Genomic DNA, 15,557 nt, shown 5'->3' with positions numbered 1-15,557 from the left:
CGGCTCCCGCCTCGCGGCGGCGATCAACACCTTCGGCGCTTTGCCTTTCGCCAGCATGATCCTGATCTTCCAGGGTCCGGGACTGAGGAAGCATCCCGGAGTGGGTCTTGACGACCTGTGATGCACGGAGCGGGTTCTCACCGCTTGCCCTGGTCAACCGAGCTTTTTCAAGCTCCGGCCTTTAGGCCGGGGTAGTTGATGTCTGCAAACGCAATACCGGCACCTGAGGCTTGAGGCCCAGCGGACATCCCTTGTTATACTGCCTGAGCCGAGAAGTTCAATCTATCACACATCAGATGAAAAAACCGGTTCAAGAGGCTGATTTGGAGCTTTTTCGGCAAGCCGTCGATGATGCCCAACCCCTGGAATACGAGGCTCCTGTGGCCTATCGGGAGCGCCCGCCCCCCATTCCGCGCCCACGTGAGCCGGAGGCCGAAGAAGCCCCGGCCGGCTCGCTGTCGGAACATGAACTCGACACCCCGGACTACCTGCTGTATGTCCGACCCGGCGTGCAGCACCGGGTGCTGGGCGAACTCCAGCGCGGGCAGATTCCAGTCGATCTCGAACTGGACCTGCACGGCCTCACCAGCGCCTATGCCGAGGCGACGTTGCGCGAATTCCTGGCCGACTGTCGGTTGCGACGCGTGCGCTGCGCCAGAATCATCCACGGAAAAGGTTCTCGCTCCCCAGATCGCCAGCCGGTGCTCAAGCGCAAGCTCAACTACTGGCTGCGTCTGCGTGCAGAGGTATTGGCCTTTTGCTCCACCCCCAACCGGGATGGCGGCACCGGCGCCCTCTATGTCCTGCTGCGCAATCCGGCCAAATCACAACGCCGGCGCCGGGGCTGATCTGAGCGGCGTCAATCGCGGCCGGATTCGTTGCAATCGCCGAGTTCGCGCAGCACCGCCGTAGCATAGGCGCCAGCGGGCAGGCGAAAACGCAGCCGCAGTGACTGCTCGCCTTCAAGCGCATCATCAAGATCAGCGACCTGCACCCGCAAGGCACGCCGCTCCTGGCGCAGCCCGGCGCGTGCCAGCCCGGCAATCCAGTCCGTCCAGGCGGCCAGGGCGGCAGTTTCCAGCTCCGCCACGCTCTGGCTGACCAGTGGCTCACCCGCACCACATAAGGGGCCGGTCGGTGACAGATCCCAGCTCGACACCCGCTGCATGAGCTCGGCATCAATCTCCGGGGCGAGAAAATGCGCCTGAGAGCCCGCCAGTTGCAGGCGCTCCCCGGGCAATGCCCGGTTCCAGTGCCCCGCCTCCACCCGCTGCGCTAGCACCTGATTGAACAGCGCCGCGCGCGCGGCGGACAAAAACAACCCCCGCCGATGCCGCGACAGCCGCGCGCCACGCCCATCAGCGCTGAACAGCGTCTGAGCCCCGCGCAGATTCGCGTCCTGATGGCCAAAGCGCTGGGGGCCGAAATAGTTCGGAACCCCCTGGTCGCGAATCTGTGCCAGGCGCTGCGGCAGCGCGGCCAGATCGCCGCTCAGATCGCGCAGCGTGATCTCGAAGGCATTGTCCCGGATCGCCCCGCGCCGGAGTTTGCGCCCATGGCGCCGGATCTCCAGAACCTCAATGCCCTCCCCGGCCAAGGCCAACCAGTCGGGCGCCGGAGCCTCGCCCAAGGGCAGGGAGAACCATTGCACGGCCACCGCATGGCGATCCTTGAGCCCAGCATAGCCGACATCACGCGCCGGAAGCTGTGCCAGGCGCGCGAGTTGACGGGCGACCCATTCGGTATTGACGCCGGTTTTGCGCACCTTTAGCAACCAGTGCGAGCCGCGATCCTCGGGCGTAAAGCTCAGAGTTTCGGTGACGCGAAAATCCTGCGGGCAGGCGCGCAGCACTGCCTGGAGCAGCGGCGCGCCATGGGCTCTGGGCAAACACTCAAAGGTGATCGGCGCCATCGGTGACCTGCTGCAACAGCACCACGGCGAAACTGGCAATGCCCTCACCGCGCCCGGTAAAGCCGAGCCGCTCACTGGTGGTGGCTTTGACATTGACCCGCGCCAGCGGGCAGCCGAGATCTTCGGCCAGGATGGTGCGCATGGCCTGAATGTGCGGGGCCAGCTTGGGCGCCTGGGCAACGATGGTCAGATCGGCATTGACCACAAAAAGCTGTTGCCCGGCCAGCGCTTCCATCACCCGGCGCAACAGCATGCGGCTGTCGATGTCCTTAAAGGCCGGATCCTGATCGGGAAAATGATGACCGATGTCACCCAACCCGGCCGCACCCAGCAGGGCATCACAGAGCGCATGGATGACCACATCGCCATCGGAGTGGGCCTCCAGGCCGAATTCATGGGCAATCTCCACCCCGCCCAACACCAACTGCCGCCCGGTGGCAAAGCGGTGCACGTCCAGACCTTGACCAATTAACACGATTCGCCTTCCTCCCCTGTATTGGCTACCTCGTCGGGCGTGAAAGATACCATGGCGACAGCCCTCCTGCCCATCCAAGCGCGCATCCCGCAGTCTTGCATCCAGGCCGCGAGGCGGCGATTGACGTGCTTTGCCGAAGCACTTGCCCGCCATCGGGGCGGTGACATCTTCTGCTGCGATGACGGCGGCTTTGTCGACGACCGGGTGATCACCTTCCAGGGGATGCGCTGGCGTCTGTCGGTGGAATTGACATCGGATGTTAACATCCCATTGCTATGATCTGTGTTTTTTTCAGACACGGGAAACACTTAAATCATGGTGGTCCGAATGAATCCAATCCAAACACTGCAATGCTTCCAGCCATTGCACCTGCACCGAATACTTGCAAGCGCCACCCTGAGTCTGGCGGCCATCCCAGCTCTTCAGGCCGCTGATTCCAGCTTCCAGCACCTGGCCAGTTTCGATGTCACCCGCAATCGCAGCTCGGATCAGCAAGTGATCAGCCGGGTGGCGGAAATCGTCGATGTCACCGAGGATGGCCTCACCCTGGTCTATACTGATTCTGCATCCCAGCTCATCGGTTACGTGGACATTTCCGATCCGGCCAATCCCCAGCCGGCCGGTGTTGTGAATGTCGGCGGCGAGCCAACCAGCGTCGCCGTTCATGGTGGCCTGGCCTTGGCAGGTGTGAACACCTCAACCATGGCAACCATCGACTGTGATGGTGAGACGGTCGACTACATCGCCGACTGGAGCGGCAAGCTGGTGGTGATCGACAACACAACCCGCGCGATCTCCGGGGAGATCGACCTCGGCGGTCAGCCTGATTCCATTGCCGTGTCGCCCGATGGCCGCTATGCCGCCGTGGTGATCGAGAATGAACGCAATGAAGACATCGGTAGTGGCCTGATCCCTCAGGGTGCCGGTCAGCCGGCCTGTGTCGATGGGGACCTGATCGCAACCGGCGCGCCAATGCCCGGCAAACTGGTGATTGTCGATCTCAACCGCTGGAGTGCTCGCGATGCCCAGACCATGATCGGTCTGCCCGGACTCTTTGCCGCTGACGATCCTGAGCCGGAATTCGTGGATATTAACGCGGCCAACCAGGCCGTGGTCACCTTGCAGGAGAACAACCACATTGTGATCTTCGACCTGCCAAGCGGCGCTATTCGTGGGCATTTTCCCGCCGGTTCCGTTGATCTGACCCAGATTGATACCGTGGAAGACGATCTCATTCAGCTCAATACCGCAATCACGAAAAGACGCGAGCCTGATGCGGTGACCTGGATCGGCAACCGCTTTCTGGCCACAGCGAATGAGGGCGACTATGAGGATGCGCTCGGCGAGGAGGGCGGCAGTCGCGGCTTTACTGTTTTCGACACCAACGGCAACGTGGTGTTTGAATCCTATGCCTCCTTTGAGCACGAACTGGTTCGGCTCGGCCATTACAATGAAGGCCGTTCCGAGAATAAAGGCGTTGAACCAGAGGCGGTGGAGTACGGTTATTATGGTCGCCAACACCTGCTGTTTGTGGGTTCCGAGCGTTCCAATGCCGTGGGCGTCTACCGCTTGAGTCGTCGTGAGGGCGCGCAACTGCTGCAGGTGCTGCCGACCGGGATTGGCCCGGAAGGCTTAAAGGCGATTCCCGCACGTGAGCTGTTCATCGCCGCAACGGAAACAGCCGTGTTTGACGCGGGCATTCCAACCATGATCAACATTTTTGCCCATCAGAACGCACCGGCAGGGTATCCCGGCCTTGTCTCGGCGAATGACGCCAACGGCCTGCCGATTCCCTGGGTGGCACTGTCGGATCTAGTCGCCGACCCGGTAGATCCACACCGCCTCTACAGCGTGAGCGATTCCTTCCTCGCCAAAGGGTTTGTTTACAGCCTGGATGTCTCCCAGCAACCAGCCGTGATCACCAGCCGCCTGGAAGTCAACACCACCGATGCGCTGGATCTTGAAGGCATCGCGGTGGGCGCCGATGGCACGTTCTGGCTCGGCAGCGAGGGGCAAACGCCTGGCGGCCGGGACAATCTGGTATTGCAGGTCGATCCCAACACGGGCAACGTCCTGCGGACCATTCCCTTACCCGCAGATCTGGTGGATCAGCGGCGCGGCAATGGCATTGAAGGCATTGCCGTGACCGGCGCGCCAGGCAATGAGCAGGTCTATGTCGCCATTCAGCGCGCCTGGCCTGACGAGGGCGATTTGGATCAGGTGCAAACCAAGATCGGTCGTTACGAGGTGGCTTCCGGCCAGTGGGGCTTTGTGCACTATCCACAAGAACCCGAGGGCAACGGCGGCTGGATTGGCCTGTCTGGCATCACCGCCTTTGGCCAGGATCTCTATGTCATTGAACGCGACAAAGGTTGGGGTGACAGCAGCCCGCCCAACGCCGAGTTGAAAGCCATTTTCCGGCTTGAGATGGGCACGGCTCAGTTCAAACCCTACGGTCAGTCACTCGACACCATCGGCAAGACTCTAGTCGCTAACCTGACCGACCAGATCGCGGCCAACAGCGTTTGGACGGCTGAAAAGCTCGAAGGCTTCGCCATCGCCGTTGACGGCCAGGCGTATGCCGTCACCGACAACGACGGTGTCGATGACGCTCCCGGTGAGACGGTGTTCCTGCGGTTGGGTGAGCTGTTGTCCTTGGGTCAGTAAGCTCAGGCTATCCAGCGTCCACTGCTGCGTTTGAGCTTAAACGCAGCAGCGAGCCTGGAGTTTCTCAGCAAAGCAACACCTTGGCCTCATTCAGCCATCGGCTCGGTTAGCGCGTGAATCGGGCATGTGAGTCGCTCAACCCTCTTGTTGCGACAGATAAAATTGCGCCAAGGCTAAATCCTCGGGTCGTGTGATCTTGATGTTATCGCTGTGACCTTCCACTAGGCGCGGCGACCATCCGAGTAGTTCCATAGCGCTGGCATCATCGGTCACCAGCTGATCACGCTCCAAGGCGCGATCCAGCGCCTGCCGCAAGGCTCCAAGACGAAACGCCTGCGGCGTGTAAGCACGCCAGAGATCTGCGCGCGGGACCGTCTCAGCCACTCGCACGGCATCGGCTTGAGTCCGCTTGACGGTGTCATGCACCGGCACCGCCAACAGCGCGCCCACCGGCTCATCCGCATCCAGCACCGCCAGCAGCGCATCCAGATCCGCGCGACGCAAACAGGGCCGTGCAGCATCATGCACCAGCACCCAGTCTTGTTCATCAGCCTGCGGCGCCAGCGCGTCTAAGCCATTGCGTACCGAATGACAGCGTTCGGCTCCACCCTCGGCCCGCCACACTGCTGGATGGGACGCATAGGGGCCTTCCGGCCAATAGGGATCCTCGGGGTGCAACACTAAAACGCAGCCACGGATACGCGGATGCTCCAACAACCGCGCCACGGCATGATCGATCACCCGGCGCCCCTTCAGCTCCAGGTATTGCTTGGGCACGGCAGCGCCGAAACGCCGCCCGACCCCGGCCGCAGGAATCAGCGCCCAGCAGACGGTTTGCTCCTTAGCGCCCATGCTCTCCGCCGCTTGGGTCTGGGCTTTGGAAGTCATGGCGCGCCCCTCCGGTGCGCTGCCGCAGGGGACGGTTTCTCGATCACCTGCAGAAACATTTCGCCGTCCTGAATCATGCCAAGATCGAACCGTGCCCGTTCTTCAATGGCTTCCAGACCGTTCTTCAGACTCTCGACCTCGGCAATCAACGCCTGGTTGCGTGCCCGCAGGCGCTCAAGCTCAACCTGATACTCGGCAATCTGAAATTTCAGCGTGTGCAATTGCGCCAGGCTGCCATCACCCACCCACAAGCGATATTGCAGCAGCCCCAACAGGGCCAGCAGGGCAACCACCAGCCAGCGCAAGGGAGTCACAAGGCGCCGCCTTGGAGCCGAAACCTTCGATTACAAATACTTAAAGGCACCACGTCCGGCATACACCGCCCCATCGCCCAGCTGATCCTCAATGCGCATCAGCTGGTTGTATTTGGCCACCCGATCCGAGCGCGACAGCGAGCCGGTCTTGATCTGCCCGGTCGCGGCAGCGACAACCAGATCAGCAATGGTGGTGTCCTCGGTCTCACCCGAGCGGTGCGACACCACCGCCGTGTAGCCAGCATCGTGGGCCATTTTGATGGCGGCCAGGGTTTCAGTCAGGGTGCCAATCTGATTGACCTTGATCAGAATGGAATTGGCGATACCCTTATCGATACCTTCCTGAAGAATTTTGGTGTTGGTGACATAGAGATCATCCCCCACCAGTTGGACCTTGCTACCGAGGCGCTCGGTATGATCTTTCCAACCATCCCAATCACCTTCGGCCAGACCGTCTTCGATGGTGATGATCGGATACTTGGCGCACCAGTCGAGCAGCAGATCGGTCATACCAGCGGCATCCAGGCTGCGACCCTCGCCTGTCAGTTCATAGCGCCCGTTCTGATAGAACTCCGAAGCCGCCACGTCCATGCCAAGATAAATATCCTGCCCGGCCTTGAAACCGGCTTTGCCGATGGCTTCCAGAATCACCTCAATGGCGGCCTCATTCGACGGCAGATCGGGGGCAAAGCCGCCCTCGTCACCGACTGAGGTGGCCAGCCCGCGCCCTTTCAGCACCGCCTTGAGCGCATGAAACACTTCGGCACCATAGCGCACCGCCTCACGAATGCTGGACGCACCCACTGGCAGGATCATGAATTCCTGAAAATCGACGCTGTTATCGGCATGCTGACCACCGTTGATGATATTCATCATGGGCACCGGCAGCCGGTAGTTGCCATCACCAAGATACTGATACAGCGGCAGAGCCTTCTCCTGCGCCGCCGCATGAGCCGCCGCCATGGACACCCCAAGGATGGCGTTGGCCCCCAAGCGACCTTTGTTTTCAGTGCCATCAAGCGCAATCATGCGCTCATCAAGCGCCGTCTGGTCCGAGACCTCCATGCCCTGCACCGCCTCGCGCAGCTCACCGCCAATGTTAGCGCAGGCGTTACGCACCCCCTTGCCACCATAGCGGGACTTGTCACCATCGCGCAGCTCCAGCGCCTCACGCGAGCCAGTCGAGGCTCCCGAGGGCACCGCCGCGCGGCCAATGGCGCCATCAGCGGTGATCACATCGGTTTCGACAGTCGGATTGCCGCGCGAGTCGAGAATCTCCCGTGCACGGACTTCGACAATTTCAGACATGGTTTAAACTCCAAATGGTTAGATGAAAAATCGGTTTAGGCATGGGGCCAATAGAGCCTGGGGGGCCAGTGACCATGGGTTATCCCATCAGCGCGGTTTCGGCCAGATCACCGGCCTTGACCAAACGGTCGATCCCAACCAGGGTCGCCAGCAAGTCGCGCATACGCCCCAGCGGCCAGGCATTCGGACCATCACTTTTGGCCTGCGCCGGATCCGGGTGGGTTTCCATGAAGATCCCGGCCACGCCTGCGGCCACTGCGGCACGCGCCAACACCGGCACGAATTCCCGCTGCCCGCCCGAGGCATGCCCCTGCCCGCCGGGCAGTTGCACCGAGTGGGTGGCATCAAAGACCACCGGACAGCCCGTCTGGCGCATCACAGCCAATGCCCGCATGTCCGAGACCAGATTGTTGTAGCCGAAGCTCACGCCCCGCTCACACACCAGAATCTGCTCGGCCCCGGTCGCACGCGCCTTGCGCACCACCTGCGCCATGTCCCAAGGCGACAAAAACTGGCCTTTTTTAATGTTCACCGGCTTGCCCTGGGATGCCACCGCCTGAATAAAATTGGTCTGCCGACACAGAAAAGCTGGGGTTTGCAGTACATCGACCACCGCCGCCACCTCAGCCAGGGGGGTATCCTCATGCACATCGGTCAGCACCGGCACGCCAATGTCGGAGCGCACCCGCTCCAAAATGCGCAGCCCGGCCTCCAAGCCTAATCCGCGAAAGCTATCAATGGATGACCGATTGGCCTTGTCAAACGAAGCCTTGAAAATATACGGAATCCCCAACGCCTCGGTGATCGCCTTGAGTTCCGAGGCCATGTCCAACACCAGCGCTTCGCTTTCGATCACACAAGGGCCGCTGATTAAAAACAGCGGCTGATCCAGGCCAGCTTTAAAACCGCACAGGTTCATCGAATGTGCGTAAATCTTTTATCCGCGCGCACGCCGAAACGCCCGCGCTGCCTCAATAAAGCAGCGAAACAGTGCATGCCCATCACGCGGGGTCGAGGTGAACTCAGGATGGAACTGACAACCTATGAACCAGGGATGATCGGGGATTTCGACAATCTCCACCAAACGACCATCCAGCGACCAGCCGGAGAAACGCATCCCGGCATCCTTCATACGGTCCAGATATTGATTATTAAATTCATAGCGATGCCGGTGGCGCTCGCGAACCTGGGGTTTACCATAAACAGCTCGCGCCAGGCTGCCCGGCTCCAGCCGGCAATTCTGCCCACCCAGCCGCATGGTGCCGCCCTTGTCGACGCTGGCATCACGACGCTCGCGTGCGCCCTGCTCAGTTTCCCATTCGGTAATCAGCGCAATCACTGGATGCGCGGTATCGCTGACAAATTCGGTGCTGTGCGCCCCATCAAATCCGGCGACGTTGCGGGCGTATTCAATCACCGCCACCTGCATGCCCAGACAGATGCCCAGATAGGGCACCCGCTGCTCGCGAGCATAGCGCACCGCCGCGATCTTGCCCTCAATGCCGCGCTCGCCGAAACCACCCGGCACCAGAATGGCATCCAACCCCGCCAGGGACTCGGTGCCGGAGCGCTCAATGTCCTCGGAGTCCAGATAGCGAATCTCCACCTGCGCCTCAGCATGCACGCCGGCATGAGCCAGAGCCTCCGACAGCGACTTGTAGGCCTCGGTCAGATCCATATACTTGCCAACCATGCCAACCACGACCTGATCGCGCGGGGTATCGAAGCCGCGCAGCACAGCATCCCATTCGGACAAATCAGCCGCCGGCACCTCCAGCCCAAACTGCTTGACCACCAATTCATCCAGACACTGCGCATGCAGCAGGGCCGGGATGCGATAGATATTGTCGGCATCGATCGCTGAGATGACCGCATCCTCGGCCACATTGGTGAACAGCGCGATCTTGCGCCGCTCATCATCGGGCAGATTGCGCTCGGCACGGCACAGCAGAATATCCGGCTGAATACCAATTGAGCGCAATTCCTTCACCGAGTGCTGGGTCGGCTTGGTCTTGATCTCCCCGGCCGTACGAATAAAGGGTACCAGGGTCAGATGCATAAAGAGCGCATGCTCGCGTCCCAGTTCGACGCGCATCTGGCGGATGGCCTCCAAAAACGGCAGCGACTCAATATCGCCCACGGTGCCGCCGATCTCGACCATGGCAATATCGGCGTCTCCAGCCCCAAGGCGAATACTGTGCTTGATCTCATCGGTGATGTGTGGAATCACCTGCACGGTGCGACCGAGATAATCCCCGCGCCGTTCCTTGCGGATCACGCTCTCGTAGATCTGCCCGGTAGTGAAGTTGTTGTTACGCCCCATGCGGGTGCGCAGAAAGCGCTCATAGTGGCCCAGATCCAGATCCGTCTCCGCGCCATCGTCGGTGACATAGACCTCGCCATGCTGGAAGGGACTCATGGTGCCAGGATCCACATTAATGTAGGGATCCAGCTTGATCATGGTGACCGAAAGTCCACGCGCCTCCAGCAGCGCCCCCAAGGAAGCCGATGCAATTCCTTTACCCAGCGAGGAAACCACGCCGCCGGTGATGAAGATCAGCTTAGTCATGAGCGCCTGTTTTACGAGAGTGAATGAAGGAAGCAGAATCCGCGACGGCCAACCGCCCCGGGGCAAGCTACCAAGTTATCAAATTCGCGCCGCAGCGACAATGCGCCCCAGCCGCCGCCCCTCAAACAGCACCACCACCAGCGCGAACAGTACCAGCCAGGCTGCCGCCACCGGCCAGTGCGCCAGCGCCAGCCCATCGGCCAGTCGGGGGGCGTACCACAGATGATCCAGCCACACGATCAGCACACCAAGCAAGGGATAGCCCAGCACCCGCTTCACATCATAGGGCACCGGGTAATAGCGCCGCCCCAGCAGATAGGACAGCAGCACCATCACCGCATAACAGGCCAGATGCGCCCAGGCGGCGCCCTGATAGCCAAATCGCGGCACCAGCCACACCAGCATCACCACGGTCACACCAGCGCCAAGCAGCGCCACTCCGGCGCCGAGCAGTGTCCGATCGGTCAACTTATACCAGATCGACAGATTGACATAGATGCCCAGCAGCAGATTGGCAATCAGCAACAGCGGTACCACCGTCAGGCCCGCGCGATACGGTGCCCCGACAAAGTACTGAAACACATCCAGGTTCAGCCCCACGAAAAGCAGAATCACAACACAAAAGACCACAAAGCCGGTCAGCACCCGCGCATAGGTCAGGCGCGCATCTTGTTGCTTGGCATAGGCAAAAAAGAACGGCTCCCCGGCATAGCGAAACGCCTGAATAAAGAGCGTCATCAAAATCGATAGTTTGTAACAGGCGCTGTAGATCCCAAGCTGCGCCATGTTGGTGGCATTGTCATAGGGCAGCAGATACTTAAGCGCCGCCCGATCCAGCATCTCGTTGACGATACCGGCCATGCCAACCACCACCAGCGGCAGCGAATAGCGCAACAGTCGCACCAGCAGCTGCCGGTCAAAACCGCGCACCGCATCGACCAACTGCGGACTGAGCAACGCCAGCTTGATGACACTGGCGATCAAATTGGCAATGAACACATAGCCGATGCCAATCTCCGGCCGCCACAGACGTCCGAGCCAGGACGCCGGGTCGGCTGCAAAAGCCTCGCGACACAGCACGATAAAAAACAGATTCAACCCAATGTTTGCGCCGATCTCAAGCAGCTTAATGGTGGCAAACCGCCCGGCCCGATGCTCAGCCCGCAGCCGCGCAAAAGCCGCCGCGCCGATCGAATCCAGCGCCAGAATCGCTGCCGTCCAGACGATATACTCCGGATGCGCCCCATGCCTGAGCACATCCGCCAGCGGCTGGCGCCACACAATAGCCGCCACCAGAAACAGCCCATTGGCCAGCAGCAGCGTTCGCACCACGGTCGCATACACCGAGATCGCCGCTGACGGATCATCGGCACGAAAGCGGAAATAGCCCGTCTCCAGACCAAACACCAGGAGCACCGCCAGAAAGCCCATGTAGGCATAGAACTCTGCCACCACCCCGTAGGCCGCCGGTGCGAAACTGTAAGTGAACAGCGGCACCAGCAGATAATTCAAAAAGCGTCCAAAGACACTGCTGACACCATAGACGGCCGTCTGCGCCGCCAAGCGTTTGAGTGGATTCATCAGGTTCGGATCAGTCGCCCGGTTGGATGACGCAGACGACGTGCACTGCGGCAAGAATGGCTGGCATTATAGGCGCACAGCCCACCAACACCACAGGTTTTCACACCATGACAGCATCCACAACCAAACGACTCAATCAGCCCCTATGGATCACCGCACTCACCTTAGTTGCCAGCCTGGAGGTCGTCATGGCCGAACCTGTAAATGAAATTCAGACCACGCTTGAGGATCAAACCGAGGTCGCAGTCACCATCTATAACAGCAATCTGGCGCTGATTAAGGATCAGCGCCAGATCCGCCTGCCCGAGGGTCGGGTTGATCTGGCGTTTCGTGATGTCAGCGCGCACATCAAACCGCAAACGGCGCTATTGCGCACCCCTAACGGCGATCAGGCCCCGCGCGTCATTGAGCAGAATTTCGACTTCGACCTGCTCACCCCAAGCGCACTGCTGGAGAAATACGTCGGGCGCGACGTCGGACTCATCAGCACCCATCCCACCACCGGCGAGCAAACCGAAGAAACCGCTACAGTACTGGCCGCCAATGAGGGGGTGGTGCTCAAACTCAGCGACCGCATCGAAACCGGGCATCTGCAGCATCTCCCCTACCGCATCGTCTACCGCGACATTCCCAGCAACCTGCGCGACCGCCCGACGCTGGTGATGCGCCTGGACAATGCAACTGCGGAACCTCAGGCACTGGAACTGAGCTACCTGACCGGCGGCCTGAGCTGGCAGGCCGACTATGTCGGTGAACTCAACCAAGACGAGACCCAGCTCGACCTGACCGGCTGGGTCACGCTGGAGAACCGCAGCGGCACCGGCTACAACAACGCCAAGCTGCAACTGGTCGCCGGCGATGTGAATCGCGCCCCCGAACCCGTCGCCCTGTTCAAAAACATCGCCGAACGGCGGACCATGGACGCAGCCCCGCCGATGCAGGAAGAAACCCTGTTCGAATACCACCTCTATAGCCTGGCAGAACCAACCAACATCGCCGACAACCAGTCCAAGCAAGTCAGCCTGCTCGCCGCGCCCGGCGCCACCGTGCGCAAGGAACTGCTGATTCAAGGCGGTGCCGGCGTCTATCAGCGCGCGCTCGGCGACCTCGCGCAAACGCTCGATGTGAGTGTTTTTATTGAGTTCACCAACGACGAATCCTCCAACCTGGGCTTACCGCTGCCGGCCGGCACCCTGCGCGTCTACAAGCGCGACTCAGCCGGTCATGCGCAGTTCATTGGCGAGGACGTCATCGACCACACGCCCAAAAACGAGACGGTCAAAGTCCTGCTCGGCCAGTCCTTCGACATCACCGCCAGCCGCAAGCAGACCGACTTCAACAAGCGCTCCGGCTCTGGCCCCTGGCAATATGAGTACGAAAGTGCTTTTGAGATCGTCATCCACAACGCCAAGCCCGCCGCTACCGAAGTCACCGTACAAGAACAACTCCCCGGCGACTGGCAGATCCTGAAAGAAAGCGCGCCACACCAAAAAGGCAACGCCCGCACCGCCGTCTGGACGCTTGAGATACCAGCGGAAGGCTCAACCACCCTCAGCTACTCAGCGCGCGTGCGCTTGTGAGCACTCTCGCGCCTTCCAGCGACCCACTTATGTGTTTTTATCGTAATTGGAAACTTCAATAAGATTTCCATCGGGGTCTCTGAAGTAAAAAGAGCTGATTGGTCCGGTTGCTCCTGTTCTTTTCACCGGACCTTCAATGATGACCACTCCTTTTGTTCGGACATGCTCCATGGCTTCTACTAGCCTCGTTTCTGTTATAAAGCATAAATCCTCTGAACCCGGAGTCGGCGTATCAGCTTTTGGCTCAAACTCCTTACCGTATTGATGAAGATTAATTTTTTGATTGCCAAATTTCAAAGCAATCCTTTCTTCACCGAATACTTCTTTAGTCATCCCCAGCACCAATTCGTAAAAACGAATTGTTGCATCAATGTCCTGAACTGTAAGAACAATGTGATCTATACCGACTACTTTCATAAGACCTTTTAACACATAATGCTTCGCATCGCCGGACATAAAAAGCATCGCTAAGGAACGAGCGACACTTTATTGTGGTCCGAGTGAATGGAATTTTTAGGGCTTTTGCTCTAAACTGTACGGCATTACCGTACGACTTGAAGTACCCACAATATGGAAAGCACAACCGTAAATAAATTCCGAGATAGCCTGAAAAGCTTTGTAGAACATGTGGCTATAAGCCACACTCCTCTCCGTGTAAAGCTCCGCACTGGCTCTGATTTCGTGGTCATTAGTGCCGAGGACTGGGAACGCGACCAAGAAACCCTTTATGTGCTACAAAACACCAGCCTTATGCGCCAGATCGCTGATTCCAGTGCTACCCATAACGCCGGCACGGGACATACCCCCAACAAAGAGCAGTTAGATGAGATCGTTGGTGTTTGAGGGTAGAACATGGGAAGTTTACGAGAACCTACGGCTTCAAGATAAACGGATGCATAAAAATCTGCGCGTTATTTTGAAAGAAATGTTGCGCGGTGACCCGACCACGGGTTTGGGAAAGCCTGAAGCTCTTCGACACAACCTTTCGGGCTTTTGGTCGAAGCGACTTACCCAAAAAGATCGCCTCGTATATAAGTTTGACGATACTCATATCTATATCTTCGCCATTGGTGGCCATTACGATGCTTTCGAGCGCTAACGCGAAGTTGAGCTACCGACGAAGGAGGTCAGCTGAGTGAGACAGAAGTCAGCCGACAGCCTAGTAACCAAACACCCACTGTAATGGGTGGGACAGGGTGAAGGCCCGAGCCTTCGGCAACGAGCGAGCCTGGCGAAGCTCAATGGCTGAATGGCACCACCGGGTGAATCGGCCCTGGCGGTTCGTGATGTAACCAGCGTTGGAGGTCGCCATTCTTAGGTGATCCTTTCAAACCTAAAGGAGACTCCTCGTGCGAATCAGCACGAAGAGTGTTGTTAAGGCCGGGGGGAGAAAAATCCCTGGCTATCCAATTAGGCGTCATCTGCAACGCCCCGATCACAAGCCGCGCCCGCAAGGATCGTATTGAGTTTGGCCAAACTGTTCGTCCCGAAGACGTAGGAACCCGCCAATATAGCCAACGTATCTTTTTGCTTCATCGCCTATTTGTCCGATAGTGAAGAGCCGCGACAATGCCCGCGCCCACCTCTCCAATTTACCAACTATCACCGGGCGAACTACCTGTCCGACCTTTCCTGTTCTGTCACCTTGCTCGATCAGGCGTATCAGGTCTGGACGCCCTAGAGCAATAGAAGTTTCAAGCTGCTTCCAAACTGCTTCCGGATTAGCTGTTTCAGGTTCGCGCCCCACAACAACCTCCAAGAAATAATACCTAGCGGATTGGCCGAAGCTGCTGAGAGTGCTGACAAACTGCTCGAGTTCATCACTTTTGAGGTATTCGAGATCCTCAGATGCAACGGGGATTTTCTCGACATAGCGATCCAAAAAACATTCCTCTTTGATTTTGCCGAGTAATAAATTCAGATCATGGCCCTTTCGGCCGCATGGAAGAACATTGGACCCGGGGTATTGCCCTGAAACTTCCAGCGCCCTGAAGCACAAAATCACTTTCATAAAGCGCTCAAAACCGTTCGCCAAGGTAAGTATTGGCAGATGATAGAAATCATTGGTTCCATCTAGGTTTTGAAGTTGACCAAGCCCCGCACGGATAAGCCGAATAGAATTCAGCAGCTCCTGATCATCACGGTAGGACGGCCAGTTACCCGGCCGCCCCCGTACAGATCCCGGCGTGCGGAACTACCGCACCGGGCTCCTCGAAGTGATTCGCTTCACACGCGGCAACATTGCATAATACTCAGAAGCTGT

At 59.0% G+C, this 15,557-nt stretch carries 16 protein-coding genes; 6 read left to right on the top strand and 10 right to left on the bottom strand.

All coding sequences use genetic code 11. From position 1 onward, the window contains the following. Positions 1–296 precede the first annotated feature (296 nt). Positions 297–848, top strand: coding sequence for a Smr/MutS family protein (locus CKO36_RS16530; RefSeq protein ID WP_200285795.1), 552 nt, complete (start codon positions 297–299; stop codon positions 846–848). Between the two features lie 11 nt (positions 849–859). On the opposite strand, the gene truD is transcribed toward CKO36_RS16530, so the two are convergent. Both truD and ispF read right to left on the bottom strand, forming a co-directional pair. Continuing rightward, a complete protein-coding gene (gene truD / locus CKO36_RS16525; RefSeq protein WP_200285794.1) occupies positions 860–1,912 on the bottom strand; it encodes a tRNA pseudouridine(13) synthase TruD in 1,053 nt (350 codons plus the stop codon). Next, positions 1,893–2,387, bottom strand: a complete 495-nt coding sequence (gene ispF / locus CKO36_RS16520) for a 2-C-methyl-D-erythritol 2,4-cyclodiphosphate synthase (RefSeq protein ID WP_338053513.1) — start codon at positions 2,385–2,387, stop codon at positions 1,893–1,895. Before ispF ends, truD begins: the two co-directional genes overlap by 20 nt. Before the next feature lie 51 nt (positions 2,388–2,438). On the opposite strand from ispF, the gene CKO36_RS16515 reads away from it, so the two are divergent. Together CKO36_RS16515 and CKO36_RS16510 are read left to right on the top strand one after the other, a co-directional pair. After that, complete coding sequence (locus tag CKO36_RS16515) at positions 2,439–2,666, top strand: hypothetical protein (protein WP_200285798.1); 228 nt, start codon at positions 2,439–2,441, stop codon at positions 2,664–2,666. A gap of 48 nt (positions 2,667–2,714) precedes the next feature. Continuing rightward, positions 2,715–5,054 carry an esterase-like activity of phytase family protein gene (locus tag CKO36_RS16510; protein ID WP_200285793.1) on the top strand — a complete coding sequence of 780 codons (2,340 nt, stop codon included), beginning with the start codon at positions 2,715–2,717 and terminating at the stop codon, positions 5,052–5,054. A 135-nt stretch (positions 5,055–5,189) separates the two neighbouring features. Here CKO36_RS16510 and ispD read toward each other — a convergent pair whose 3' ends face one another. The 6 genes from ispD to CKO36_RS16480 all read right to left on the bottom strand — a co-directional run bounded on the left by ispD (position 5,190) and on the right by CKO36_RS16480 (position 11,714). Further along, entirely contained in the window at positions 5,190–5,906 is a 717-nt protein-coding gene (gene ispD / locus CKO36_RS16505; protein WP_242469680.1) for a 2-C-methyl-D-erythritol 4-phosphate cytidylyltransferase, read from the bottom strand. A gap of 32 nt (positions 5,907–5,938) precedes the next feature. Then, the gene (gene ftsB, locus CKO36_RS16500; protein WP_338053512.1) at positions 5,939–6,256 is read right to left on the bottom strand and encodes a cell division protein FtsB; all 318 of its coding nucleotides are present in this window, start codon (positions 6,254–6,256) and stop codon (positions 5,939–5,941) included. A 30-nt stretch (positions 6,257–6,286) separates the two neighbouring features. Continuing rightward, positions 6,287–7,564, bottom strand: a complete 1,278-nt coding sequence (eno, locus tag CKO36_RS16495) for a phosphopyruvate hydratase (protein ID WP_200285791.1) — start codon at positions 7,562–7,564, stop codon at positions 6,287–6,289. Between the two features lie 79 nt (positions 7,565–7,643). Next, positions 7,644–8,483 (bottom strand): 3-deoxy-8-phosphooctulonate synthase, encoded by an 840-nt coding sequence (kdsA, locus tag CKO36_RS16490; protein WP_200285790.1) that lies wholly within the window; start codon positions 8,481–8,483, stop codon positions 7,644–7,646. 18 nt (positions 8,484–8,501) lie between these two features. Continuing rightward, a complete protein-coding gene (locus CKO36_RS16485; RefSeq protein ID WP_200285789.1) occupies positions 8,502–10,133 on the bottom strand; it encodes a CTP synthase in 1,632 nt (543 codons plus the stop codon). Between the two features lie 78 nt (positions 10,134–10,211). Further along, positions 10,212–11,714 (bottom strand): lipopolysaccharide biosynthesis protein, encoded by a 1,503-nt coding sequence (locus CKO36_RS16480; protein ID WP_200285788.1) that lies wholly within the window; start codon positions 11,712–11,714, stop codon positions 10,212–10,214. 107 nt (positions 11,715–11,821) lie between these two features. On the opposite strand from CKO36_RS16480, the gene CKO36_RS16475 reads away from it, so the two are divergent. Beyond that, entirely contained in the window at positions 11,822–13,294 is a 1,473-nt protein-coding gene (locus CKO36_RS16475; protein ID WP_200285787.1) for a DUF4139 domain-containing protein, read from the top strand. A 27-nt stretch (positions 13,295–13,321) separates the two neighbouring features. Here CKO36_RS16475 and CKO36_RS16470 read toward each other — a convergent pair whose 3' ends face one another. Further along, entirely contained in the window at positions 13,322–13,750 is a 429-nt protein-coding gene (locus tag CKO36_RS16470) for a VOC family protein (protein WP_200285786.1), read from the bottom strand. Positions 13,751–13,864: 114 nt separating this feature from the next. Here CKO36_RS16470 and CKO36_RS16465 point away from each other — a divergent pair, with 114 nt between their 5' ends. Both CKO36_RS16465 and CKO36_RS16460 read left to right on the top strand, forming a co-directional pair. Continuing rightward, positions 13,865–14,137: a type II toxin-antitoxin system Phd/YefM family antitoxin gene (locus CKO36_RS16465; protein ID WP_200285785.1), complete on the top strand. Its 273-nt coding sequence runs from the start codon at positions 13,865–13,867 to the stop codon at positions 14,135–14,137. After that, a complete protein-coding gene (locus tag CKO36_RS16460; protein ID WP_200285784.1) occupies positions 14,118–14,393 on the top strand; it encodes a Txe/YoeB family addiction module toxin in 276 nt (91 codons plus the stop codon). Before CKO36_RS16465 ends, CKO36_RS16460 begins: the two co-directional genes overlap by 20 nt. Positions 14,394–14,729: 336 nt before the next feature. On the opposite strand, the gene CKO36_RS16455 is transcribed toward CKO36_RS16460, so the two are convergent. After that, positions 14,730–15,305 (bottom strand): hypothetical protein, encoded by a 576-nt coding sequence (locus CKO36_RS16455; RefSeq protein WP_200285782.1) that lies wholly within the window; start codon positions 15,303–15,305, stop codon positions 14,730–14,732. Positions 15,306–15,557: the final 252 nt, after the last annotated feature.

The organism is Rhabdochromatium marinum (genome assembly GCF_016583795.1).
Lineage (GTDB): Bacteria > Pseudomonadota > Gammaproteobacteria > Chromatiales > Chromatiaceae > Rhabdochromatium > Rhabdochromatium marinum.
Note: the sequence above shows the minus strand (reverse complement) of the source record. Positions and strands in the feature narration are given on the sequence as shown.